Here is a 26,841-nt window from a genome sequence, read left to right as displayed (position 1 = left end):
CGCGGCTACGCACTCGGCGGCCGCGGAGATCATGCGGGGCGGGGCGCTGTGAAACCCTTCGAGGTAAGTCGGACCGACCCTTCTGATGAGACGCTCTTTCCGCTCTCGGCCGCCCAACGGGCAACCTGGTTCGCTCAGCAATTCGATCCCGAAGTCCCGATTCTGATAGCGCACTACGTGGAGCTGCGCGGCGAACTCGACGTCGAACTGCTGGATCGCGAAACGCGAGCGGTGGCATACGAGTTTCAATCTCCTTTGCTCAAAGTGATCGAGATCGACGGTCAACCGATGCAGTACGTGGATGAGAAGGCCGAAATCTCGGTCGGTTTGGTCGACCTCCGTGGGTCCCCCGATCCGATCGAGGATGCCCTCGGGTGGATGCGCCGAGATTGCCGGACGCAGCTCGACCTGGCAGTCGACGGAATCGTCGCGACCGCTGTGCTGCGCGTGGGTGACGCGCACTATCTGTGGTACAGCCGCATCCATCATGTTGCGCTCGACGGTTTCGGCGCCATGACCATGATGAACCGCATTGCGCATCGGTACTCGGCCTCGGCGGCGAGAAAGGACTCGCAGCCGAGTCGTGCCGCGACACTGCGCACGCTGTACGACATCGACAAGCGGTACAGAATGTCGGATCGATTCGCCGCCGACCGGGAGTACTGGGCTGAGCGCAATACCACCCTCGCCGGATCCAGCCTGGCGGAGGCTTCTGGGCCCGCGCAAACCGAGAGCCGACTCGAAAGCACACTGATGTCGGACCGAAGTTGTGCCCTTCTCTACGAATCCGAGAACCACGCTGCACCGGTCATCGCTGCGCTCGCGTTGTACCTCGCGCGGATGACGGCGAAAGAGACTGTCCAGATTCATGTTCCGATGTCCGGACGTACTACGGCGGTGCTGCGGGACTCGGGCGGCATGATGGTGAACGTCACGCCACTGCTCATCCGTGTCGCAGCGGTCGACACCGTCGGTGAACTCTTCGCCCAGGTCCAGCATGAGCTCATGGGTGCATTGCGGCACCAGCGCTGCAGCCTCGACGACATCCGTCGGGACGCAGGCGTGACGAGCGGTCTGGAAGGCGAAGACTCATATGCCGGGCCCATGGTCAACGTCATGCTGTTTCGCCAGGAGGTGCAGTTGGGCGAGGTGGTTGGGGAGTATCACATCGTCACCTCCGGGCCGGTGGACGACCTTCTGGTCAACGTGTATCCGAGCGGCGACAGGCTGCGTGTCGACTTCCGGGCAAACCCGATCCGATACGAGGAGGTGGGTTTACGCGAGCACCACCGGAATTTTGTCGGCTTGCTGGAAGAGTTGATCGCGTCTGATTCCGGTGCCGAGCTCGCAGACATTCACAGCCCGACGGCCCGGGAGGGCGAGCGACGACAACGCGAAGTGCGGCACCTCGAATATTGGACACACGAGCTCACCGGCGCGCCCGAACTGTTGCAACTTCCCTTCGATCGACCCAGGCCTGCAACGCAATCGCTGGAGAACGGACGGGTTGAGGTCGTGATCGCCGCCGACACCCACGCGCGGATCACGGCGATGGCGAGTGATCTCGGGACGGACACTCGTGCGGTCTTACATGCAAGCTTTGCTCTCCTGGTGAGCCGGTTGTCCGGTGCTTCGGATGTTGTGATCGGTACGCCCGCGGGATCCGACGCGAACATCGTCGCCATCCGGAGTCGCATCGATCTGGAGACGCCGTTCACGGCACTCTTGGGCAGTGTCGTCGAGGTCCGAAGTAATGCGCTGCCGCACAGTGGGATACGGCTCGAGCAGGTGGCGGAGTCGCTCGAGGTGGAGGATGTACCTGCGTATGCGCCGGTAATACAGGTGACGTTCGAGTCCGTCGCCAGCGCTGACGAGCACCCTCGCGACATCGGCCGCTTCGATCTCGGAGTGTCTGCAGTCGAGACTTTCGACGAGGTGGGTACGCCGTCCGGAATCACGGTGACGCTCGCGTTTGCCACCGACCTGTTCGACGCCGAGACGGTACGTGGCCTCGGTTTGCGGTTCGCGCGCGTCCTGGAATCCGTCACCACAGATCCGACAATGATGGTCGGCGACATCGACATCTTGTCCGACGACGAGCGATCCGCGATGCAGCCTGTACGCAGTGACCCTCGCGCTTCGCACCGCACCCTGGCCGAACTGTTCGACGGTGCGGCGCGCACACACCCCGACGGCGTGGCCCTGTCGTATCTCGATGCCGAGTTGACGTATCGAGAACTCGACGAGCGTTCGTCGAAGTTGGCCCGAGTCTTGATCGACCGCGGCATCGGTCCGGAAAACAGTGTGGCGCTGGGTTTGACGCGTTCGATCGAATCGGTTGTCGCGATGTTGGCGGTGACCAAAGCCGGCGCGGCATTCGTGCCGGTGGATCCGACCTATCCGGGTCAACGTGTTCGCTTCATGCTGACCGATTCCGGCGCCGTACTGGGGCTCACGGTCGTTTCCGAACTTCATCGTTTGCCGGATTCGATTTCCTGGATAGCAATCGACGACGCTGAGTTCCGTGGCCGACTTGCACGGTTGTCCGTGCGCTCCATCTCCGATGTCGATCGGGTGCACCCGATCCGGCCCGACAATCCTGCATACGTGATCTACACTTCGGGTTCCACCGGACTCCCCAAGGGGGTGACGGTCTCGCATCGTGGACTGGAAGCGCTTGCTGCCGAACAGCGTTCGCGGTTCGGTGCGACCCAGGGTGCGCGAACATTGCACTTCTCGACCCCGAGTTTCGACGCCTCGATTTTCGAATACCTGCTGGCTTTCGGTGCCGGAGCGACCATGGTGATTGCACCGAGCACGATCTACGGCGGTGACGAGCTGTCTCACCTCCTCGAATCCCAGCGTGTCACGCATGGTTTTGTCACTACTGCGGCGCTCGGAACAGTTTCTCCCGAGGGCCTTTCGGACTTCGGCGACGTGGTGGTCGGTGGTGAGGCCTGTCCGCCGGATCTTGTGCAGCGGTGGGCTCCCGGCCGACGGCTGTGCAATGCCTACGGGCCGACCGAGACCACCGTCATGTCGAACATCGGAGAGCCGATGGTCTCGTCGGAGAACATCACAGTGGGCGGTCTGCTCCGCGGTTTCGAGGAGATCGTGCTCGATCAGCGGCTGCACCCCGTCCCCGACGGTGTTGTGGGCGAGCTGTACATCTCGGGAGACGCGCTCGCACGCGGCTACCACCGAAAGTATGCGTTGACGGCAGAACGATTCGTGGCAGACCCCTTCGGCCTCCCCGGGCAGCGGATGTATCGAACGGGGGATTTGGTGCGGTGGCGCCGTGGCCGTGGACTCGAGTACGTCGGTCGTAGTGACTTCCAGGTGAAAGTTCGCGGATTTCGTATCGAACTCGGGGAAATCGACAGCATCGTGCGGGCGTGTCCGCAGGTCGAGAATGCAGTCACCGTGGCGCGGGCGGCTCCCTCCGGGACAGCGATGATTACCACGTACGTCGTGCCTGCCGGCGGAAGTGCGCTCTCGACGGCCGAGCTGACGCGGTACGTCGCGAGCCGTGTTCCGTCGTACATGGTTCCTGCGGCATTTGTTCTACTCGACGAGTTGCCGGTTACTCCGGCGGGAAAGGTCGATCGCGCTGCCTTACCTGCACCTCGGTTCGATGCTCGGTCGGACGACTTTCGACCGCCCGAGGGCGCTGAGGAACTAGTGCTCGCCGAGATTTTTGCCGACGTTCTAGGCGTCGAGACGGTGGGTGCGGGGGACGACTTCTTCGAGCTGGGTGGGAACTCACTGATCGCCACAAAGCTGATCGCACTAGTCAATGCCGCTGAAGCAATCGATTTCGGGGTGCGGACTTTGTTCGAAGCACCGACGATCGAATCACTGGCCCTCCACGTGCGTGACGCGAAGTCCTCCGGCGTCGATCCCTCGCGTTCGAAGCGTCCAATCCTGCAGGCACATTCGTACAGGGACAAGATTCCGGTGTCTGTGGCGCAACAACGCCTGTGGTTTGTCAATCAGTTCGACACTTCGTCCCCGGCTTACAACATCCCGATGGTGGTCCGACTGTCAGGGGCGTTGGATGTGGCTGCGCTGAAACTCGCGATGGGAGATGTTGTCGATCGACATGAATCGCTTCGCACCGTCTACCCGGCGTCGGTCGACGGTCCACATCAGGTCGTGGTTCCTTCGGAACGTGTGACGTCGGAGATGGCGTGGGAAGTATCCGTTGACGAGGAAGCCTTGGACAGGCGCGTCGCCGATCTCGCTCGCGAGGGGTTCGATGTGAGCGCGAACGTGCCCGTGCGCGGCTCTCTTTTTCGAATCACTCCGGAAGTTCATGTCCTCGCGTTGGTGGTTCACCATATTTCGGCGGATGGAGCATCTCTCGAGCCGCTGGCCCGCGACCTGACCCGCGCCTACGCGGCGCGGGCTGCCGGTCGGGCACCGGACTGGCCGCCTTTGCCTGTGCAGTACGCCGACTACAGCCAATGGCAGATCGAACTGCTCGGCAGTGACGCCGATCCGGACACGCTCCAGGCGAAGCAGTTGGACTACTGGACGTCCACCCTGTCCGGTCTACCTGACGTGATCGACCTTCCGCTGGATCGACCGAGGCCGGCGGAACGATCCATGCGCGGTGAATCGGTCCTATTCTCGGTGCCCGCAGACGTGCACAGTGACCTCCTCGAACTCGCTCGGAATCACAACGCGACACCGTTCATGGTGATGCACGCAGTGCTGGCGGTTCTGTTGGCACGGCTGAGCGCCTCGCCGGACATAGCGATCGGCACTCCGGTGGGAGGGCGCGCGGAGCAAGTCCTCGACGACCTGGTCGGGATGTTCGTCAACACGGTCGTCCTGCGAACCGCCGTTGACACCGCCGCGACTTTCGAGGAAATCCTTTCACGAACTCGCGAAGTTGATCTGGCAGCGTTCGGGCAAACCGAGGTGCCGTTCGAGCGAATCGTCGATGCAGTTGCTCCGGAGCGTTCACCATCTCGTTCACCGCTCTTCCAGGTTCTGTTGGAATTTCAGAACACCGCAGATCCCCACCTCGAACTACCAGGACTCGGTGTCGATGTTGTTTCAGTCGACATCGGTGTCGCCAAATTCGACTTGCAATTGTCGCTCTCCGAAAAGCGTGGCAAGGACGGAATCCCGGTGGGTTTCGACGCCGCCTTTACCTACGCCTCCGATATCTTCGAGCGCACCACAGTCGCCGAGTTCGGCGAGCGTTTCGTCCGCCTCCTGCGGTCGGTCGTGTCGGATCCAACAGTGCCAGTAGGGGATACGGAAATTTTGGGCGTGCCCGAGCGTGGGTTGGTGGTGGGTGGTTGGGATGGTGTGGGGGTTGTGGTGGGGGGTTTGACGTTGGTGGATGTGTTGGATGGGCGGTTTGCTGGTGTGGGTGGTGGGGGGTTGGTGTGTGGTGGGGTGGTGTTGTCGTGGGGTGAGTTCGATGTTCGGGTGAATCGTTTTGCGCGGTTGTTGATTTCGTTGGGGGTGGGTCCGGAGTCGCGGGTGTGTGTGGCGTTGTCGCGGTCGGTGGAGTTGTTGGTGGCGGTGTTTGCGGTGGTGCGGGCTGGTGGGGTGTTTGTTCCGGTGGATGTGGGTGCGCCGGTGGAGCGGGTGGGGTTTGTGGTGGGTGTGGTGGATCCGGTGGTGGTGTTGTCGCGGGTTGGTGATGGTGGGTGTTTGCCGGTGGGGGTGGGGTTTGTTGATGTGGGTTGTGTTGATGTTTCGGGGTTTTCGGGTGGTCCGGTGGGGGTGGGGGATCGGTTGGGGGTGTTGTTGCCTGAGCATGCGGTGTATGTGATGTTCACGTCGGGGTCGACGGGTCGTCCGAAGGGGGTGGTGGTGTCGCATGCGGGGGTGGTGAATCGGTTGTTGTGGATGCAGGGGGAGTTTCCGTTGGGTGTGGGGGATGTGGTGTTGCAGAAGACGCCGGTGTCGTTCGATGTGTCGGTGTGGGAGTTGTTTTGGCCGTTGATGGTGGGTGCGCGGTTGGTGGTGGCGGATCCGGGTGGGCATCGTGATCCGGTGTATTTGGTGGGTGTGATCGAGCGGTGGGGGGTGTCGGTGGTGCATTTTGTGCCGTCGATGTTGGAGGTGTTCGTGGGGGAGTTGAGCGTGGGGGAGTTGGGGGTGGGGTGTTCGGGTTTGCGTCGGGTGTTTGTGTCGGGTGAGGGGTTGTCGTCGGTGTTGGCGGGGCGGTTTGCGGGGGTGTGTGGTGCGGAGTTGGTGAATTTGTACGGGCCGACGGAGGCGTCGGTGGATGTGACGTTTCATGTGGTGGAGGGTGTTGTGGGGGTGGGTGTTCCGATTGGTCGGCCGGTGTGGAATACGCGGGTGTTGGTGTTGGATTCGCGGTTGCGGCCGGTTCCGGTGGGTGTGGTGGGGGAGTTGTATGTGGGTGGGGTGCAGGTGGCTCGGGGGTATGAGGGTCGTGTGGATTTGACGGTGGGTCGGTTTGTGGCGGATCCGGTGTCGGGGGTGGTGGGTGCTCGGGTGTATCGGACGGGTGATGTGGTGCGGTGGGGGTGTGGTGGGGTGTTGGAGTTTGTGGGGCGCACGGATTTTCAGGTGAAGGTGCGGGGGCAGCGGGTGGAGTTGGGTGAGGTGGAGGCGGTGTTGGCTGCTCAGGTGGGGGTGGCTGGTGCGGTGGTGGTGTTGCGGTCGGGTGTGGGTGGGGATTTTTTGGTGGGGTTTGTGGTGGGTGAGGTGGGGGTGGTGGTCGATGAGGTGGTGGTGTTGGAGGGGGTGCGGAGGTCTCTTCCGGGGTTCATGGTGCCGTCTGTGGTGGTGGTGTTGGGGGAGTTTCCGGTGACGGTGCATGGGAAGTTGGACCGTAAAGCCCTCCCGGACGTCACCTTCGAACCTCAAGCGCTGCAGTATGTTGCGCCACGAACGCCGGTCGAGGAGACGGTTGCCGCAATCTTCGATGATCTGCTGGGAACGTCGACGGTGGGCGTGAACGACGACTTTTTTGCCCTGGGTGGGAACTCTCTCAGTGCGGCCAGGTTGGTTGCGCGAGTGAATTCTGTTCTCGGCGAACGGATCAACATTCGTGACGTCTTCGATGCTTCTACCGTTGCAGCGCTGGCCGAATTGGCGCAGTGTCGCGGAGGAGAGGGGGCCAAGCCGGCGTTGACGCCGCGGGGTATGACGACAGATATCCCACTTTCACCGGCGCAGGAGCGAATGTGGTTTGCGAATCGGTTCGCCCCCGAGTCCGCCGCCTACAACGTCGCGTGCGCGTTGAGGCTCGACGGCACAGTGAATCTGAGTGCACTTCACGCGGCATTTGTCGACGTCGTCGAGCGGCACGAGTCCTTGCGCACTGTTTTTCCTCTCACTGACGACGGCCCGCGTCAAGTGATCATGTCTACCTCACAGGTGGTATCGGATCTTGCACCGATACTTGTGCAGGGAGAGGAAGAGCTGCGCGAGCGTTGCCGGCAGATCGTTTCGGATGGTTTCGACGTCATGCAGCAGGTCCCGATGCGCGCCACCTTGTTGCGGCGAGACGACCAGGTCCACTCGCATGTCCTGGTGATCGTGATTCACCACATCGCCGCCGACGGATTCTCGACGGTACCGCTGGCCCGAGATCTCATGAGCGCATACACCTCCCGTGTGAACGGTGAGGCACCGCAGTGGGCGCCGCTCGGGATCCAGTATGCCGACTACGCGTTGTGGCAACTTGGTTGGTTGGGCTCGGAATCGGACTCTCGGTCTCTGATCTCGAAACAGCTCGGCTATTGGGCCGAGAATCTTGCGGGCGCACCGGAGGTTCTCGACATTCCGACCGATCGACCGCGCGGTGATGTGCGTTCGCTTCGACGCGGACGGATCAGGTTCGTGTTCGGTCCGAAGCTGCATGCCGGTGTGGTTGCCCTGTCGCGCAAACACAACGCCACGGTCTTCATGGTTGTGCACGCAGCCTTGGCAGTGCTGCTGGCGAGGCTCAGTGATGAGGACGACGTAGCCGTCGGAACTCCCATCGCCGGGCGTGGGGAGCGCGAACTCGACGACCTGGTGGGCATGTTCGTCAACACTTTGGTGTTGCGCACTGCAGTGGACCGCGGCGCAACTTTCGGAGACTTCCTCGACCAGGTCCGAAACGTAGATCTGAGCGCCTTCATTCACGCGGACGTGCCGTTCGAAAGAGTCGTCGAGATCGTGAATCCTTCACGTTCGACGGCGTACTCGCCCCTGTTTCAAGTCATGTTGGAGTTCCAAGACATCGAACGGCCTGCACTCGAACTCCCCGACCTGCAGGTGACCGACGTGGGCGTCGAGATCGACACCATCAACTTCGATCTTCAGTTGACGGTGACGCAGAACGCCGGCGCAGCCGGCGAATCGGACGGTCTTCGCGCCGAATTCGGATATGCCACAGATATTTTCGACGAGGAAACGGTAGCGGGCTTCGCCGACCGCCTGCAACGGATTCTCGAGCGCGTTATCACGGATCCGCAATCACGGATCGGAGATATCGAGATCCTCGACGCCTATGAGTCAGCCGAACTGGTACCCGTGCGAGGTGAGATTTCCGCCGCTGTTCAGACCCTTCCGGATTTGCTGACTGCAGCAACAGATATGGCGACTGCCCAGGATCCCGGCGCCGTTGCGCTGGTGTTCGAGGAATGTGAAGTGACCTATCTCGAACTCGACGCGCAGTCGAACCGATTGGCCCGCATGCTGATCGAATCCGGAGTGGGTCCCGAATCGGTGGTGGCGTTGTGTCTCCCACGCTCCATCGAGTCCGTTCTGGCGGTGTGGTCCATTGCCAAGACAGGTGCGGCATTCCTTCCCGTGGACCCGGGACATCCTGCTGCTCGTATCGAGCACATGCTGGGCGACTCCGGTGCAGGGTGGGGGATAACGTCTCGAGCTCACAACGCGGCATTGTCCGGCCTCGTGCCGTGGCTAGTCCTCGACGATGCCGGTTTCGAGGAACGGCTGCGGGCGTACTCGCCATCGAAAGTCACCGACGCGGATCGGAAGGCACCGATTCGCATCGACAATCCGGTCTATCTGATCTACACGTCGGGGTCGACAGGAACACCCAAGGGCGTGACGGTCACACATCGCGGGTTGAGCGACTTCGCGCTCCAGGAGCGTGAGACCTTCGCCGCCACGACCCGATCCAGAACTCTGCACTTCGCTTCGCCGAGTTTCGACGCGTCGGTTCTCGAGCTCGTGATGGCCGTTGGTGCTGGAGCCACGATGGTGATCGTGCCACCGACCGTCTACGGCGGGTCGGAACTGGCGGCGTTACTGGAGCGCGAGCGCGTCACCCATTGTTTTGTGACTCCGGCGGCCTTAACGTCCGTCGACCCAGACGGTCTCACCACTGTCGGTTGTGTCGTGACAGGTGGGGAAGCGTGTCCGCCGGAATTGGTGGCCCGCTGGGCTCCGGGCAGAAAGATGTTCAACGCCTACGGTCCTACCGAGGCAACTGTCGTGTCGAGCATCAGTGCGGCACTGGCTCCGAACGACCCGGTCACTATCGGCACACCTACTCGCGGATTCAGCGAGGTAGTGCTGGACTCGCGTCTGCGAGCGGTACCGGTAGGTGTCGCCGGAGAGTTGTATCTTGCCGGACCGGCTCTCGCTCGCGGCTATCACCGGCGATCCCCGTTGACCTCCACGCAGTTTGTCGCAGATCCCTTCGGTGCGCCGGGAACGCGGATCTATCGCACGGGTGATCGCGTGCGGTGGACGCCCGACCGACAGCTGGAGTATCTCGGGCGCTCCGATGCCCAAGTCAAAGTCCGTGGGTTCCGCATCGAACTCGGGGAAGTCGAGGTGGCACTGCAGACGCACCCGCGCGTGGCCCAGGCGGTGACGGGCGTCTGGAACGGCGATGGCAGGGATCGGTTGATCGGATACGTGGTTCCCGATCGCGGAGCGAGTGTCGATCCGCGAGACGTCCTCGCGCATGCAGGCAAGCGTCTGCCGTCGTACATGGTGCCGGCGGCGGTGGTGGTGCTCGACGCACTTCCGCTGACGGTTCACGGAAAACTGGACCGCGCAGCGCTTCCCGCACCCGATTTCTCGTCCACGGCCACACCCGACCGGACACCGCGAACGGAAACCGAGAATCTTCTTGCCGCTCTTTTCGCGCAGGTTCTCGGTCTCGATGCGGTAGGAGTGCACGATTCCTTCTTCGAGCTCGGCGGAGACAGCATCATGTCCATCCAATTGGTGGCCCGCGCTCGCGATGCGGGTGTGATCGTCTCACCCCGAGATGTTTTCGACCACAAATCCGTCGCCGCGCTTGCCGAGTCGGCGCACCTTGAGCAGGACAGGCCTGATGTACTCGCGGAGCTACCGGGATCCGCTGTCGGAACTGTTCCACTGAGCCCGGTGGCGCAGTGGATGCTCGACCGCAGCAGTGGCGGGCTACGTGGCGGCGGAGTGAAACGGTTCTCCCAGGCGCTCTTGCTGACAGCTCCCGCTGATCTCACCCAGGACCTCCTTGTCCGTGGTCTCCAGGTGTTGCTGGACCGCCACGGAATGCTTCGAGCTCGCTTGGTTGAGAGTGACCGGGTCATGGAAGTCTTACCACCCGGCTCGATCTCGGCCGAAGGACTGATCCACCGCGTAGCTGTCGATTCGGTGGACGACGAAGGTTTCAGGGACTTGGCGTCGGGAGAACTCGAGGCCGCGGCCGACAGCTTGGATCCCGCCGCGGCTGACATGGTGCGCGTGATCTGGTTCGACCTGGCCGACAAACCTGACGTGTCGACCGGGCGGGGCCGACTACTTGTGGTGATTCATCACCTGGTTGTCGACGGCGTCTCGTGGCGCATTCTGGTCACCGACCTGGCGTCCGTGACAGCACAACTCCAGGCCGGTGTCACGCCCGAACTGCCACAGATCGGAACGTCGTTCCGGCGATGGGCGCATGGGCTTGTCGAGCACGTGGGCGACCGGAGCGTCGAACTGGACATGTGGATAACGATCCTGGACGGCGATGACCCGTTGATCGGTTCGCGCCCACTCGATCCCACGATCGACGTCGACGACACGGTCGACACCGTTACAGTGGACATCTCGCCTTCGGTGACCAGAAACCTTCTCACCACGGTTCCTGCGGCATTCCACGCCGGCGTGAACGACGGACTCGTCACCGCTGTTGCGTTGGCCTCGATCGGGTGGCGACGACGCCGCGGTTCGGACACCGCTGCCGCCCTGATCACTCTCGAAGGACACGGCCGCGAGGAAGGGGTGGTTCCTGGCGCAGACCTCGGTCGCACCGTTGGTTGGTTCACCACGCTCTACCCGGTGCGCGTGGACCTCGGCGCAATCGACGTCGACGACGCACTGGCCGGTGGCGCCGACGCCGGGCGGGCTCTCAAAGCTGTCAAAGAGTACGTGCGTGCGATCCCCGATCATGGAATCGGATTCGGGATGTTGCGGTACCTGTCGGGCGAGAGCGACCCACTCGGCCGATTCCGTTCTCCTCAGATCAGTTTCAACTATCTGGGCCGGATCAGCTCCTCTGACGGAACACAGGACTGGCTGCCGGTGGAGGGCAATCGAAGGCTTGGCGGAACCCAGAACCCGTCCATGCCTGTGGCGTCCGTGATCGACATCAACGCGGCGGTTGAGGACCATGTCGACGGGCCCTGCCTGACAGCATCTTTCACCTTTCCCCGCGGAGTGCTCGACAGGTCTGACGTCGCGGAGTTCGCGGAACTGTGGCGTCGTGCGCTCGACGGACTCACCGCGCACGCGTCGCGACCTGATGCGGGCGGTCTGACGCCGTCGGACATTCCCCTGGTCTCGGTCGACCAACAACAGATCGAACGCTGGGAGAACGACTTCCCCGGATTGCACGATGTCTGGTCGGTGTCGCCCCTTCAGGCCGGGCTGATGTTCCATGCCTCACTGGCGGCCACGTCGACGGACGTCTACACAGCGCAGTTGTTCGTCGAGCTCGAAGGAGAGGTTGATTCCGAGCGTTTGCGCGGCGCTGCTGCCGGACTATTGGCAAACCACCCGAATCTGTGTGCAGCGTTCGTCTACGACGTGAACGGCCTACCGGTGCAGTTGATTGTCGACGATGCCGTGATTCCCTGGACCGAGGTCGACCTGAGTGATCGCGGATCGGCAACCGACGCAGATCTGGAGCGCCGCCTCGCCGAGGATCGCAGTGCACCCTTCGACCTCGCTTCGCCGCCACTGCTTCGGCTGACGTTGCTGCGAACCTCGCCGACGAGGTGTGTGTTGGTGGTGACGAACCATCACATCGTTCTCGACGGTTGGTCGATGCCGTTGCTGGTTCGCGAACTGTTGATGCGATACGCGGACGACAGTCTCTCGGTCGAGAGGGCCCCGGCCGATCTTCCCGAGACTCCGTCGTACCGCACCTATCTGGAATGGTTGATGCACCGCGATATGGAGACCTCGCTCGCGGCGTGGGAGGACGCCTTGGAAGGCGTCGACGAGCCGACGTTGTTGGCGCCTTCGACGCCGATCGCGGAGCAGCTGGTGCCCGAAGAGGTTGCCGTCGATCTACCCGATTCGGTGCGCGACGGACTCGGTGCGCTGGTCCAACGGAGCGGGATCACGATGAACACGGTGATCCAGGCGGCGTGGGGTGTCCTACTGTCTCGGATGCTTTCCCGTGACGACGTAGTCTTCGGCGTCACGGTTTCGGGCCGCTCACCCGAGTTGCCTGGTGTGGAAAACATGATGGGGCTGCTGATCAACACGTTGCCTGTCCGAGTGCAACTGGATCCGGACGAGACGTGTACGCAGCTGCTCGCTCGACTGCAAAGCGAGCAGACAGCTCTGCTCGATCATCACTATGTCGGACTCGGCGCGATTCAATCTGTCGTAGGGACAGGCAATTTGTTCGACACACTGTCGGTCTTCGAGTCGTATCCGATCGATATCTCGGGGATGGGCGGGAACACCGACATTGCCGGTATGCGCGTCACCGCTGTGAATGCCCGCGACGCCACGCATTACCCGCTCACCGTGCTGTCGGTCGCGGAACCGACGCTGCAGGTCAGCCTGCGGTACCAGCCGGCGGCATTTGACCGCGCCGCGGTCGACACCATTGCACAGCGAATGTCGCGGATTCTTGCCGCCTTCGCAGCGAACGCGGATACACCGGTCGGTGAGGTCGACGTGTTTGTCGCCGGTGAGCGTGGGTTGGTGGTGGGTGGTTGGGATGGTGTGGGGGTTGTGGTGGGGGGTTTGACGTTGGTGGATGTGTTGGATGGGCGGTTTGCTGGTGTGGGTGGTGGGGGGTTGGTGTGTGGTGGGGTGGTGTTGTCGTGGGGTGAGTTCGATGTTCGGGTGAATCGTTTTGCGCGGTTGTTGATTTCGTTGGGGGTGGGTCCGGAGTCGCGGGTGTGTGTGGCGTTGTCGCGGTCGGTGGAGTTGTTGGTGGCGGTGTTTGCGGTGGTGCGGGCTGGTGGGGTGTTTGTTCCGGTGGATGTGGGTGCGCCGGTGGAGCGGGTGGGGTTTGTGGTGGGTGTGGTGGATCCGGTGGTGGTGTTGTCGCGGGTTGGTGATGGTGGGTGTTTGCCGGTGGGGGTGGGGTTTGTTGATGTGGGTTGTGTTGATGTTTCGGGGTTTTCGGGTGGTCCGGTGGGGGTGGGGGATCGGTTGGGGGTGTTGTTGCCTGAGCATGCGGTGTATGTGATGTTCACGTCGGGGTCGACGGGTCGTCCGAAGGGGGTGGTGGTGTCGCATGCGGGGGTGGTGAATCGGTTGTTGTGGATGCAGGGGGAGTTTCCGTTGGGTGTGGGGGATGTGGTGTTGCAGAAGACGCCGGTGTCGTTCGATGTGTCGGTGTGGGAGTTGTTTTGGCCGTTGATGGTGGGTGCGCGGTTGGTGGTGGCGGATCCGGGTGGGCATCGTGATCCGGTGTATTTGGTGGGTGTGATCGAGCGGTGGGGGGTGTCGGTGGTGCATTTTGTGCCGTCGATGTTGGAGGTGTTCGTGGGGGAGTTGAGCGTGGGGGAGTTGGGGGTGGGGTGTTCGGGTTTGCGTCGGGTGTTTGTGTCGGGTGAGGGGTTGTCGTCGGTGTTGGCGGGGCGGTTTGCGGGGGTGTGTGGTGCGGAGTTGGTGAATTTGTACGGGCCGACGGAGGCGTCGGTGGATGTGACGTTTCATGTGGTGGAGGGTGTTGTGGGGGTGGGTGTTCCGATTGGTCGGCCGGTGTGGAATACGCGGGTGTTGGTGTTGGATTCGCGGTTGCGGCCGGTTCCGGTGGGTGTGGTGGGGGAGTTGTATGTGGGTGGGGTGCAGGTGGCTCGGGGGTATGAGGGTCGTGTGGATTTGACGGTGGGTCGGTTTGTGGCGGATCCGGTGTCGGGGGTGGTGGGTGCTCGGGTGTATCGGACGGGTGATGTGGTGCGGTGGGGGTGTGGTGGGGTGTTGGAGTTTGTGGGGCGCACGGATTTTCAGGTGAAGGTGCGGGGGCAGCGGGTGGAGTTGGGTGAGGTGGAGGCGGTGTTGGCTGCTCAGGTGGGGGTGGCTGGTGCGGTGGTGGTGTTGCGGTCGGGTGTGGGTGGGGATTTTTTGGTGGGGTTTGTGGTGGGTGAGGTGGGGGTGGTGGTCGATGAGGTGGTGGTGTTGGAGGGGGTGCGGAGGTCTCTTCCGGGGTTCATGGTGCCGTCGGTGGTGGTGGTGTTGGGGGAGTTTCCGGTGACGGTGCATGGGAAGTTGGACCGTAAAGCCCTCCCGGACACTGATTTTGCGAGCGCTGCGTTTCGGACTCCCGCCACTCCTGCCGAAATCGGAATCGCCCGTGCTGTTGCCGACGTTCTCGGTCTCGACCAGGTGGGTGCCGACGACAGTTTCTTCGAACTCGGCGGGGATTCCCTCAGCGCCACTCGAGTCATCGCCCGCATCAACGCCGCATTGCACACCAATATGGGGGTCAATGCACTGTTCGACGCCCCCGTGGTCGCGGACCTGGCGGCCTCGATAGATCCAATCGACTCCGCGCCGGGCGAGCCTGGACTCGAGGAAGCTACTCGTGTGCCCCTCACGAGTAGGGCACGGCCAGAACGTATTCCGCTGTCGTTCGCGCAATCGCGGATGTGGTTCGTCAACCAGTTCGACACGTCGTCTCCGCTCTACAACATCCCCGTCGCACTACAACTGGACGGGTTCCTGGATTCGGGTGCGCTCCAAGCCGCGCTGGGTGATGTGGTGGAACGGCACGAATCCCTTCGAACGATCTTTCCTGCGTCCGCAGACGGGCCCTACCAGGTGATCGCCGAACCCGCGGTCGCTGCTCCTCGAATCCACCCCGTGCCGATTCCCGGCGAGGGGCTTTTCACGGACTTGCGCGCGTTCTTCGACATCGGATTCGATGTGTCCGAAGAGTTCCCGCTGCACGTGAGGTTACTCCGAACCGGACCGGAGCAGCATGTACTCGCGATCGTTGTTCACCACATCGCCGCAGACGGCTTCTCGATGGCACCACTGGCACGCGACCTGATGAGTGCATATACCGCGCACACGCAAGGTCGGAGCCCGGACTGGGTGCCGCTGCCGATTCAGTACGCCGACTACACCCTCTGGCAGCGTGAGATCGTCGACGCAGACGTTGGTCCGGAAACTTCGCCCTCGGCCGAATTCGATTATTGGACAGCGAAGCTGTCGGGTATTCCGGACGTCTTGCCGCTCCCTCTCGATAGACCACGAACCTCGAAACGGTCTGCCGAGGGCGCGGTGGTTTCGATGGACTTCTCGCCCGAGATCCATCGAGCTTTGAACGAACTCGCACACCAGAACGGTTCGTCTCTGTTCATGGTGATGCATGCGGCTCTGGCGGTATTGCTGGCACGGCTCACTACAGCGGACGACGTAGTGATCGGGACTCCGGTCGCAGGTCGCGGTGCATCGGTGTTCGACGATGTGGTCGGGATGTTCGTCAACACGCTCGTCCTTCGCACACCTGTCTCACCCGGAGCAACCTTTGCCGAGGTGTTGGCCGCGGTGCGGTCAACGGATCTCGGTGCTCTGGACCATGCAGACATCCCCTTCGAGAGGTTGGTGGATTACCTCTCGCCCGACCGTTCCACCGAGCATTCACCTCTGTTTCAGGTTCTCCTCGAATTCCAGACCGATACGGGACTGCGCTTCGACTTGCCGGAACTGACGGTTCGCTCGCTCGACGTCGATCTCGCGGTTGCGAAATTCGATCTGCAACTGAGTGTGATGGAGCACGTCGACGAGCACGGTGAGCCCGCTGGTATCAGCGCCGGTTTCCGTTATGCAACAGATATTTTCGATCGAATGTCGGTGGCGCGCATCGCGGCGCGCTTCGAAAGAGTGATCGGCGCCGTGACCGAGAACCAGTCGGTGGTCGTCGGTGATATCGACATGATTCTGGCCGGCGAACTCAGCGGGTTGCTGGTTGCGCCCACGCCCTCTGGCGCCGGAACAGACGAGGATTCGTTGTCGGATCTCTTCGATCGCACGGCGCGGACGTCCGGTGCTGCCGTGGCGGTGCGCTGCGGCGGATTGTCGGTTACGTACCGCGAACTCGACGAGCGAGCAAACCGCCTTGCTCGACTGTTGGTGGCGCAGGGGGTGGGGCCGGAAACCTTGGTGGCAGTCGCGATGGCCCGCTCGATCGACCTGATGGTGGCATTGCTGGCGGTGGTGAAGGCGGGTGGCGGATACGTACCGGTGGACTCGACTTCTCCGGTAAACCGGGTGGACTTCGTGCTGCGTGACGCCCGGCCGAAGTGTGTGTTGACCACCCGGGCCGACGGCGACTACATACGAGACAGTGACGCAATCGCAGACAGCGAGATTCCAGTGATTGCGGTAGACGACCCGGTGATTCTCGATGCACTGCACAGGTTTTCTCCGCTTGCGGTGACCGACCGAGATCGGCTGCTACCGCTCCGACCCGAATCGGTGGCCTACGTGATCTACACCTCGGGGTCCACCGGGCGCCCGAAGGGGGTGCAGGTTTCTCACCGCAGCGTAGTGACGTTGCTGGCAAACACCAGAGCGCTCTTCGGCTTCGGCAGCGGCGATGTGTGGACGATGTTCCATTCGGAGGCATTCGACTTCTCGGTCTGGGAAATGTGGGGCGCACTCGCACACGGTGGCCGACTGGTACTGGTCGACTACTTCACGGCCCGTTCACCAGAGGCATTCCTCGAATTGCTACGGCACGAACGTGTCACGGTGCTCAATCAAACTCCCACCGCCTTCTATCAATTGGCGGAAGCCGACCGGCTTACCGGGGGTGCGGCCCTGTCATTGCGCTACGTGATCTTCGGCGGAGAAGCGCTCGACTTCGGACAGTTAACGCGCTGGTACGCCCGTCGCGGGACTTCGTCACCAGATCTGGTCAACATGTACGGCATCACGGAGACCACTGTGCACGTCAGCCATTTACCGCTCGATCGTGTGCTGGTGCGTCAACGATCGGCCTCGGTGATTGGTCGGGCGTTACCCGGATTGCGTGTGTATGTGTTGGATCAGCGGTTGCACCCGGTGCCGCCCGGTGTGGTGGGTGAACTGTATGTCTCCGGTGATCAGGTTTCACGCGGATACCTCGGCCGGTTCGGTCTGACGTCCGCGCGGTTCATTCCCGACCTCGCGGTCAGTGGTGCGCGTATGTATCGATCCGGTGACCTGGGGCGCTGGAACGACAGCGGGCAGCTGGAGTACCTCGGACGAAACGATCTGCAGGTGCAGGTGAAGGGGTACCGAATCGAACTCGGCGAGGTGGAGGCTGCACTGCTCTCCGGAGTGGGCGTGTCTCAGTCGGCGGTGGTAGCCCGCAGAGACCGGTTGGTGGGCTACGTGGTGCCGGAGTCCGGTGCCACTATCTCTCCGGCGGCGTTGCTCGAGTATGTCTCACAGAGGTTGGCGCCCCACATGGTCCCCGCTGTCGTGACGGTTCTCGAGGGTTTGCCGCTGACGGTGAACGGAAAGCTCGACCGGAATGCATTGCCTGAACCTGACTTCGGGCGACGGGCAACCGTAAGTCGTGGCCCCGCGTCCGCGACGGAAAACATCCTTGCGAGTCTGTTCGCCGAAGTTCTGGGACTCGAGGAGGTGGGGGTCGACGATTCGTTCTTCACTCTAGGCGGTGACTCGATCATGTCCATCCAGTTGGTGACGCGCGCCAGGTCTGCCGGAGTTCTGATCACACCGCGCGAGGTGTTCGAACGCAAAACTGTTGCGGCGCTGTCCGAGACGGCCGGAACGGCTGGCAACCGTGTCGTCGTCGACGAATTACCTGGCGGCGGCGTCGGTGAGATCGAATTGACGCCGATCGTCGAATGGATGCTTGACCGTGGTGGAGATTTTCGCCGGTACTCCCAATCTGTTCTGCTCTCGGTTCCTGCCACGCTCGACGAGGTCACGCTGACACTGGCCATGCAGGCTGTGCTGGACCACCACGACATCCTCCGCGCAGGCATCCGGGCGACGCATCATCCTGAATCCGCTCGGCGGATGGACGTTGCGCCTGTAGGTACGGTGCGGGCGGAGACCGTCGTACGCCACGGGAGCCTCGGGGGTTCTGCCGCGGAGACGGTCTCGACAGAACTCGACGCAGCTCTGGGGCGGCTCGACCCGGAGGCAGGTGTGATGGTGCAGGCAGTCCTGCTCGACACCGACGGACAGATTCAAAAGGACCGGCAGAGCCGGAAACAGTTGCTAATCGTGGCGCACCACCTCGTGACGGACGGCGTTTCCTGGCGAATCCTGATCCCCGATCTTGCACTTGCCTGTGCGCAGGTGCAGACAGGCGTCGACCCGTCACTTGCTCCGGTCGGAACCTCGATGCGTCGATGGGCACATGGCCTCGTCGACGCCGCGCGCGAGCCGGATCGGGTCGCTGAAATCGACTATTGGCGAGAGGTGCTCGAGGGCCCGGATCCGACTCTGGGTGTGCGCGCCCTGACGAAGAGGGACACCGCCTCGGCCACCATTGACATCGAAGTACGAGTTCCCACGGGATTGACCGAGGCCGTGTCGACGACAGTTCCGCAGGCGATTCACGGGAGCGTCGAGGACGGATTGTTGACGGCTTTGGCACTTGCGATGGTCCGCTGGCGCATGGACCGCGGCATCGACAATCCGGAGACATTGATCAGTCTCGAGGGGCACGGACGCGAGGAACAGGTGGTTCCCGGGGCAGATCTCGCTCGCACGGTGGGATGGTTCACGTCGATCTTCCCGGTGCGGATCGATCTGAGCAGAGTGGATCCGAGCGACGCCTTCGCCGGCGGCCCGGCTGCGGGCGTCGCTGCCAAGGCCGTCAAGGAACAACTCCGGGCGGTGCCGGACCGCGGCATCGGCTTCGGGTTGCTGCGCTATCTGAACCGCGAAACGGCACACACTCTTTCGCAACTTCCGGAGCCCCAGATCAGTTTCAACTACCTCGGACGCGTCGGTGGATCCGAGGCCGACGCTACAGCGGGATGGGTACCGATCCGTGACGAGGACCTGCGGACGGTTGCGGCCGTCGATCTTCCACTCGCCAGCGTCCTCGAGGTCAACGTGATGACGGTCGACAGCGATACCGAGGACGGTCCGCAGCTCGTTGCCGGCTGGACGTTCCCACCGGACATTCTGGGTGCGGACGACGTTCGGCAACTGGGGCAGTGGTGGCTCGACGCACTGGCCGGGCTCGCAGAGTTCGCGGCGGGCGGCGGCGGATTCACACCCTCGGACTTCGATCTGGTCGATCTTAGACAGGAGGCGATCGACGACCTCGAAAGTCGGTGTCCCGACCTGAGCGATGTCTGGCCACTCTCTCCACTGCAAGCGGGGTTGTTGTTCCACGCCGAATTGGCCGAACGATCGGTCGACGCATACCTCGTACAAGTGGCTCTCGATCTAGCCGGCGCAGTCGATTCGGAGCGCCTGCGCCGCGCCGCCGACGCGCTGCTCGGCCGGCATGAGAACCTGCGTACCGCCTTCCTTCACAGCGCCGACGGCCGTGCCGTCCAGGTGGTCCGAAGCAACGTGGCAGCGCCGTGGCAGGAAATCGACCTCACTGGTGCACCAGATCAGGAAATTGATCGAGCGCTGGCCGAGGACCGAGCGCGCCCGTTCGACATGGCACGGGCGCCGTTGATCCGATTCACCCTGATCGCTCTCGCCCCCGAAAAGTTCACGCTCGTGCTCACCAATCATCACATCCTTCTGGACGGCTGGTCCATGCCCCTGCTGATCCGGGAATTGGCGACGCTCTATGCCGCCGACGGTCAAGTGGCGGCCTTGCCTCACGCGCGCGCGTATCGCGACTATCTGACCTGGATGAGCCGCCGCGATCAGCAAGCTTCCCGAGCAGTGTGGGCGAGGACGCTGAGCGGAGTCGAAGGACCGACGCTGTTGGCTCCAGCGGTTCGATCGCGTCGACTCTCGACCATGGCGGCCGAGTGGGTGTTCGATCTGGACGAGGAATTCACAACCTCACTTCGCGGAATGGCGCGTGAACTCGGGCTGACGATCAACACGATTGTTCAGGCATCGTGGGGGATCGTCCTTGCTGCACTGACCGGGAGAGACGATGTGGTGTTCGGAGCGACGGTGTCGGGTCGACCTCCCGAGCTGACCGGGATCGAAACCATGGTCGGGCTGTTCATCAACACAATTCCGGTCCGAATCACGCTGCGCCCGAGTGAAAGTATCGGCACACTCCTCGCGCGGATCCAGGCCGAGCAAGCAGAGCTGTCGGATCACCACTGTCTCGGGCTTTCCGAGATCCACGTAGGCGCGGGGCCGGAGATCGGATTCGACACGTTGACTGTCTTCGAATCGTATCCCGTTGACCGTCAGGGGCTTTCGTCCGATGCCGATCTTGCGGGGGTCCGGATCACCGATGTCGAAGCCAAGGACGCTGCCCACTACCCGCTCAGCCTCGTAGCATCGGTCGACACCAGGCTCCGCCTGAAATTCGAGTACATACCCGAGGTTTTCGGTGCCGCCGACATCGAAGAGATCGCCGGACGACTGCGGCGCGTACTCGAAGCGTGTACCCAGCCGGATCGCCCCTTGGCTATGGTGTCGGTGCTCGCAGTCTCCGAACATGCTGAATTGGTGCCAGTCCGTGGCACGGCCGGCGGGTCGTCGCGCGTCTTCCCAGAGATCTTCGACGAGGCAGCCCAGCGTGATCCGAACGCACCGGCCGTGGAATCGGCGGACGGCAGCATGAACTACGGCGAGCTGGACATCCTCTCCAATCGCATTGCTCGCATGCTCGTCTCGCACGGCCTGGGAACCGAGGACTATGTAGCGGTCGGTATCCCACGTTCTCTCGCGTCCGTGGTGTCGATACTTGCCGTCGCCAAGACAGGCGCTGCGTTCGTGCCGATCGATCCCGACTATCCGGACGAGCGGATCAATCACATGCTCATCGATTCGAAGGTCAGCTTCGGATTGACCACCACCGCGGGCCGAGATCGATTGCCCGATATCGCGGAGTGGCTGATTATCGACGATCCGCATTTCACGAAGAAGTGCGAGGGATTCTCGGGGAGCCCGTTGACCGACAACGACCGACTCCGTCCGATCGGGTTGGATTCAGCTGCCTACGTGGTCTACACCTCGGGGTCGACCGGCGTGCCCAAGGGCGTCGTGGTCACGCAGCGAGGGCTCGACAACTTCGCCCGAGACCAGCTCGAACGCTACGGCGCAACTCCACAATCACGCATGCTGCACTTCTCCACTCCGAGTTTCGACGGGTCGCTCTTCGAATATCTGCAGGCTTTCGGAGCCGGGGCGACGATGGTTATCGCTCCACCCGGGATCTACGGGGGCGAGGACCTGGCGCAACTTCTGGCAGAGCACGCCGTCACGCACGCGTTCGTCACCACGGCGGCATTGGCATCGGTGGACCCGGCTGGGCTGGAACAACTTTCGGAAGTCGTATTCGGGGGCGAGGCGTGCCCGCCCGACCTCGTCGCTCGCTGGGCACCTGGCCGCCGCCTGTACAACGCGTACGGACCGACCGAAGCAACGATCATGTCCAACGTCAGCCCGCCGATGACCGCCGGAGAACCAATCACCATCGGTGGACCCGTCAGGGGCGTCAGCGAACTGGTGCTCGACACTCGACTTCAAGCGGTTCCCGTCGGGGTCCCCGGCGAGCTGTACCTGGCCGGACCAGGCGTGGCACGGGGATATCACCGAAGGGCGGGGTTGACGGCAGAACGCTTTGTTGCCAACCCGGCTGACCCAGGAACGCGGATGTACCGCACCGGCGACATCGTGCGATGGACGGCGGACATGTGTGTCGAGTACGTCGGGCGAAGCGACTTCCAGGTCAAGGTTCGAGGCTTCCGTGTCGAACTCGGTGAGATCGACAGTGTGCTCATGTCGGAGCCCAACGTCGGTTTTGCCGTTACGGTTGCCGATTCCGCCCCCACCGGAGACACCCGACTCGTGTCGTACGTCGTGCCCACGGCGGGTCGACTGGACACCAGGATCCTGAGTCGCGCCGTGGCCCGGCGCTTGCCTTCGCACATGGTGCCTGCCGTTCTCACGGTGCTGGAGAACATTCCGTTGACCGCTGTCGGAAAAGTCGACCGTTCGGCGTTGCCAAGACCCGAAATCGAGACGACCACAGGGGATTTCCGTCCCCCGGTCGGCCCGGTCGAACAGGCAGTGTCGGACGTGTTCGGCGAGGTGCTCGGCCTCGAACGAGTCGGTACCGACATCAGTTTCTTCGAGCTCGGTGGAAATTCTCTGAGCGCCACTTCGGTCGCGGCGAGGCTACGGGCGGTGCTCGGAGCTACCGTAGGCGTGCGGGATCTGTTCGAGACGCCGACGGTGGCCGAGTTGGCTACGGTGATCGGCCAGTCGGTTGCCGAAGGGGCGGAGCGACTGGGACCGCGCCCCCGACCCGACAACATCCCCTTGTCGTTTGCTCAGCAGCGGATGTGGTTCGTCAATCAACTCGACACCAGTTCTCCTGCATACAACATTCCGCTCGTGGTGCGGTTGAGCGGTGAACTCGACAAACCGGCCTTGAGATCAGCGATGTCCGATGTCATCGCCCGCCACGAATCGCTGCGAACGATGTTCCCGGTCCACGGTGACGGACCGGTCCAGCACATCCTGCCCACCGAGAGCGCCGAGCTGCCGCAACTGACCGAGACATCGGTGACCGACGAACATCATCTCCGTGACGAGCTTGCCCGGATGGTCTCGGCCGGTTTCGACGTCGCCGCACGAATTCCCCTGCGGGCAGCGTTGTTCACCATCGATGAGCGCGAACACGTGCTTGCCGTAGTGGTGCACCACATCTCGGCTGACGGCTTCTCGATGTCTCCGTTGACCCGAGACGTGATGATTGCATACGAGGCCCACGCGTACGGCGGGGATCCCCAGTGGACGCCGCTTCCAGTCCAGTACGCCGACTTTGCGCTCTGGCAACGGGAGATTCTGGGCTCAGTCGACGACCCCGGGTCGGTGATCAGTGAGCAGTTGGCTTACTGGCGACGTGCATTGTCAGGTGCTCCCGACCTCTTGGAACTTCCGCTCGATCGAGACCGGCCGACGCAACAGAGTTTTCACGGCTCGCGGATTCACTTCTCGATCAGCAGTGATCTTCACCGCCGTATTCTGAACGTGTCGCGGCAGCACGAGTCCACTGCATTCATGACTGTGCATGCAGCGCTCGCGCTCTTGCTGGCACGTTTGGGCAGCACCGACGACATCGTGATCGGCACGCCGATCGCCGGCCGGGGAGATCGTGCCCTCGATGATCTGGTCGGCATGTTCGTCGGCACGCTCGCACTGCGCACACAGGTGGATCCGGCTCGATCGTTCCGCGAGTTGGTTGAGCATTGCCGCGAAGTCGACCTCGCCGCGTTCGCTTATTCCGACGTGCCCTTCGAGCGGGTAGTGGACGCGGTCGGGCCGAAACGGTCGAGCGCTTATGCACCGATTTCCTCGGTGTCGCTGGAATTCCAGAACAACAAACGACCGATTCTGAAGCTACCGGGACTGGAAGTCCGCGGGATCGACCCTGAACTCGAGGTAGTGAAGGTAGACCTGGAATTCCTTCTGGCCGAGGAGTACGACGATCGCGGTGAACCGGGAGGGATGAGCGGAGCCGTCGACTTTGCCACTGATCTCTTCGACCCCGGTACGGTCGGCGGTTTTGCCGACATGTTCGTTCGTGTGCTCGAGGCCGTGACCCGGAATCCGCAGGTACCGATCGGTGACATCGACCTACTCGGCGATCTCGAACGTCGCGAGTTGACGCCGGCGCATGGGCTCCCCGAAGTACCTCCGAAATTGTGGCCTGAGTTGTTGGCGGACGCCGTGGCGATCGATCCTGACTCGGTGGCCCTGTCGCTCGAGAACCGGCAGCTCAGTTATCGCGACCTGGACGAGTGGTCGAATCGTGTTGCCCGGGAGTTGTGCGGTCGCGGTGTGGGCCCGGAGACCTTCGTGGCACTGGGAATGCCTCGCTCGATCGAATCGGTGGTGGCGATCTGGTCGGTGACCAAAGCCGGAGCGGCTTTTGTGCCTGTCGATCCGGCCTATCCGCGCGAGCGCGTCGAATACATGCTCGCCGATTGCCGAGCCTCGCTCGGTTTGACTGTTCAGACCAGCCGAACTCACCTACCCGACGTTGTTCCCTGGCTGGAACTCGACGACCCACACTTCGCCCGGCGGGTAGCCGCGCTGTCGCCGGAACCGATCACCGATGACGATCGAACCGGTGAACTGAACCTCGATCATCCGGCCTACCTGATCTACACCTCGGGATCTACCGGGAAACCCAAGGGAGTGAACATTACTCATCGAGGTTTGGCGAGCTTCACGGCCGAAACTCGTGAGAGGTTCGAGGTCACTCACGACTCTCATGTCTCTCAGTTGGCATCGCCGAGTTTCGACGCTTCCATCTTCGAGTTGACGATGGCATTCAGCGCCTCGGCGCAAGTCGTGATCGTTCCGCCTGCTGTGTACGGTGGCGCCGAATTGGCCGATGTTTTCCGGCGCGAGCAGGTCACTCATGCCACCATTACACCGACCGCGCTGGCGGCGTTGGGTGACAACGGTTTCGAGGCGCTCCGTGTTCTCGATCTGGTGGGCGAGGCCTGCCCGCCGGAGGTCGTCGCGCAATGGGCGCCGGGTCGGAGGCTGCACAACGGCTACGGCCCGACTGAAACCACCGTGCAGGCGAGCGTCAGCGATTCGATGAAACCCGGTGCGGGAGTGAATATCGGCTCGCCGGCAGTGGGCTTCGGCTTCCTGGTGCTGGACGAGCGTTTGCAGCCCGTCCCGGTGGGCGTGCCGGGGGAGTTGTACATCATCGGTCCAGGTATGGCACGTGGGTACCATAATCGGGCGTCGCTCACGTCGGAACGATTTGTCGCGTGCTCGTACGGGTCGCCGGGGCGCCGGATGTACCGCACCGGAGATGTCGTGCGTTGGCGTGAATCCGGCGGTGACAGTGCCAAAATCGTTGGCTCCGGCGATGGAGTGCATCACACGCTCGAATACATCGGGCGCAGCGACTTCCAGGTCAAGGTCCGTGGTTTTCGGATCGAACTCGGGGAAATCGATGCAGTTCTCTCACGCCATCCGTCGGTGGACTTCGCCGCGACTGTCGGCCACACGGGACCGTCGGGTGAAACGGTCCTGGTGTCGTACGTGCGTGCGTCAGCTGCCGACGCCACCGGCACTGACGAGATACGGGCGTACGCAGCCGACCGACTACCCTCGCACATGGTTCCGTCGGCAGTGGTGCTTCTCGAGCGGATTCCGATGACACCGGTGGGCAAGCTCGACCGAAAGGCCTTACCGGAACCCGAATTCGGTTCGGCTGCAGCCGAGTTCCGCGAGCCGGTCACCGACACCGAGCGTGCCGTGGTCGACTCGTTCGTCGAGGTTCTGGGTGTCAGCCGGGTGAGCACTACCGACAGCTTCTTCGACCTGGGCGGGTCCTCCCTGGTGGCCACCCGAATCGTCAGCGCACTGCACTCTCGTTTCCAACGGAGAATCCCGCTTCAGTGGATGTTCCTCGACCCGACACCCGCTGGAATCGCTCGACGCCTCGACATGCCGACAGCCGACGCCGGTATGGAAGAGCTTCTCGCCGTGGTTGTTCCACTGCGGACGAAAGGGACTGGGCGACCGCTGTTCTGTGTGCACCCCGGTATCGGCCTGTCCTGGGGGTACGCCGGCTTGGTGCGGTATCTGCCCGAGGACCGACCGGTGTACGGACTTCAGCTCCCCGCACTCAGCGACGACGGTGACTATCAGTCGATCGAACAGTTAGCCCATCGCTACGTCGAAGAGATGGAGGCCGTTTCGCCGGACGGGCCGTACGACTTGCTCGGTTGGTCCCTCGGCGGAGTCATCGCGCACGCCATGGCCGTCGAATTGCAATCGTCCGGCCGCGACGTCGCCACACTGGCGATGATGGACAGCTACCCCGACAACGGCGATGCCCCTGCGTCAGCCGAACTCGACGTCCGAGACCTACTGCGAGGACTCGGCCTCGAACCCCAGACCGACCGAGATCTGACCTTCGACGAGGCGGCGGCCGTGTTGGCCCGGAGGCTCGGGCCCGAGACGGGAGTCGACGGTCGGGACCTCGAACGGATTGCCCGAGGGTACGAGACTTCACAGAGAATCACGCACCAGTTCGTTCCCCAGGTCTACGAAGGAGATCTGCTGATCTTCCTGGCATCCGGAGAAGACGACACAATTCCGCGCGACAGGTCGCCGCAGGAATGGAGCCCACTCGTGACGGGCCGGATCGTGGAGGTGCCCGTGCGCTGCGAACACAACGAGATGATCGAACCTCCGGCCATGGCGGTCATCGGACCGGAGTTCGCCCGGGTGCTCTCGATGTTTTCCGGATACCCCGAACGGGCATGA

General features: G+C 62.7%; 1 protein-coding gene. It reads left to right on the top strand.

Annotated features, from left to right (window positions below; all coding sequences use genetic code 11):
• Positions 1–48 precede the first annotated feature (48 nt).
• The gene (locus tag RHP72_RS16330) at positions 49–26,841 is read left to right on the top strand and encodes a non-ribosomal peptide synthase/polyketide synthase (RefSeq protein ID WP_311093599.1); all 26,793 of its coding nucleotides are present in this window, start codon (positions 49–51) and stop codon (positions 26,839–26,841) included.

The organism is Rhodococcus sp. SG20037 (assembly GCF_031763325.1).
GTDB classification, from domain to species: domain Bacteria; phylum Actinomycetota; class Actinomycetes; order Mycobacteriales; family Mycobacteriaceae; genus Rhodococcus_F; species Rhodococcus_F qingshengii.
Note: the sequence above shows the minus strand (reverse complement) of the source record. Positions and strands in the feature narration are given on the sequence as shown.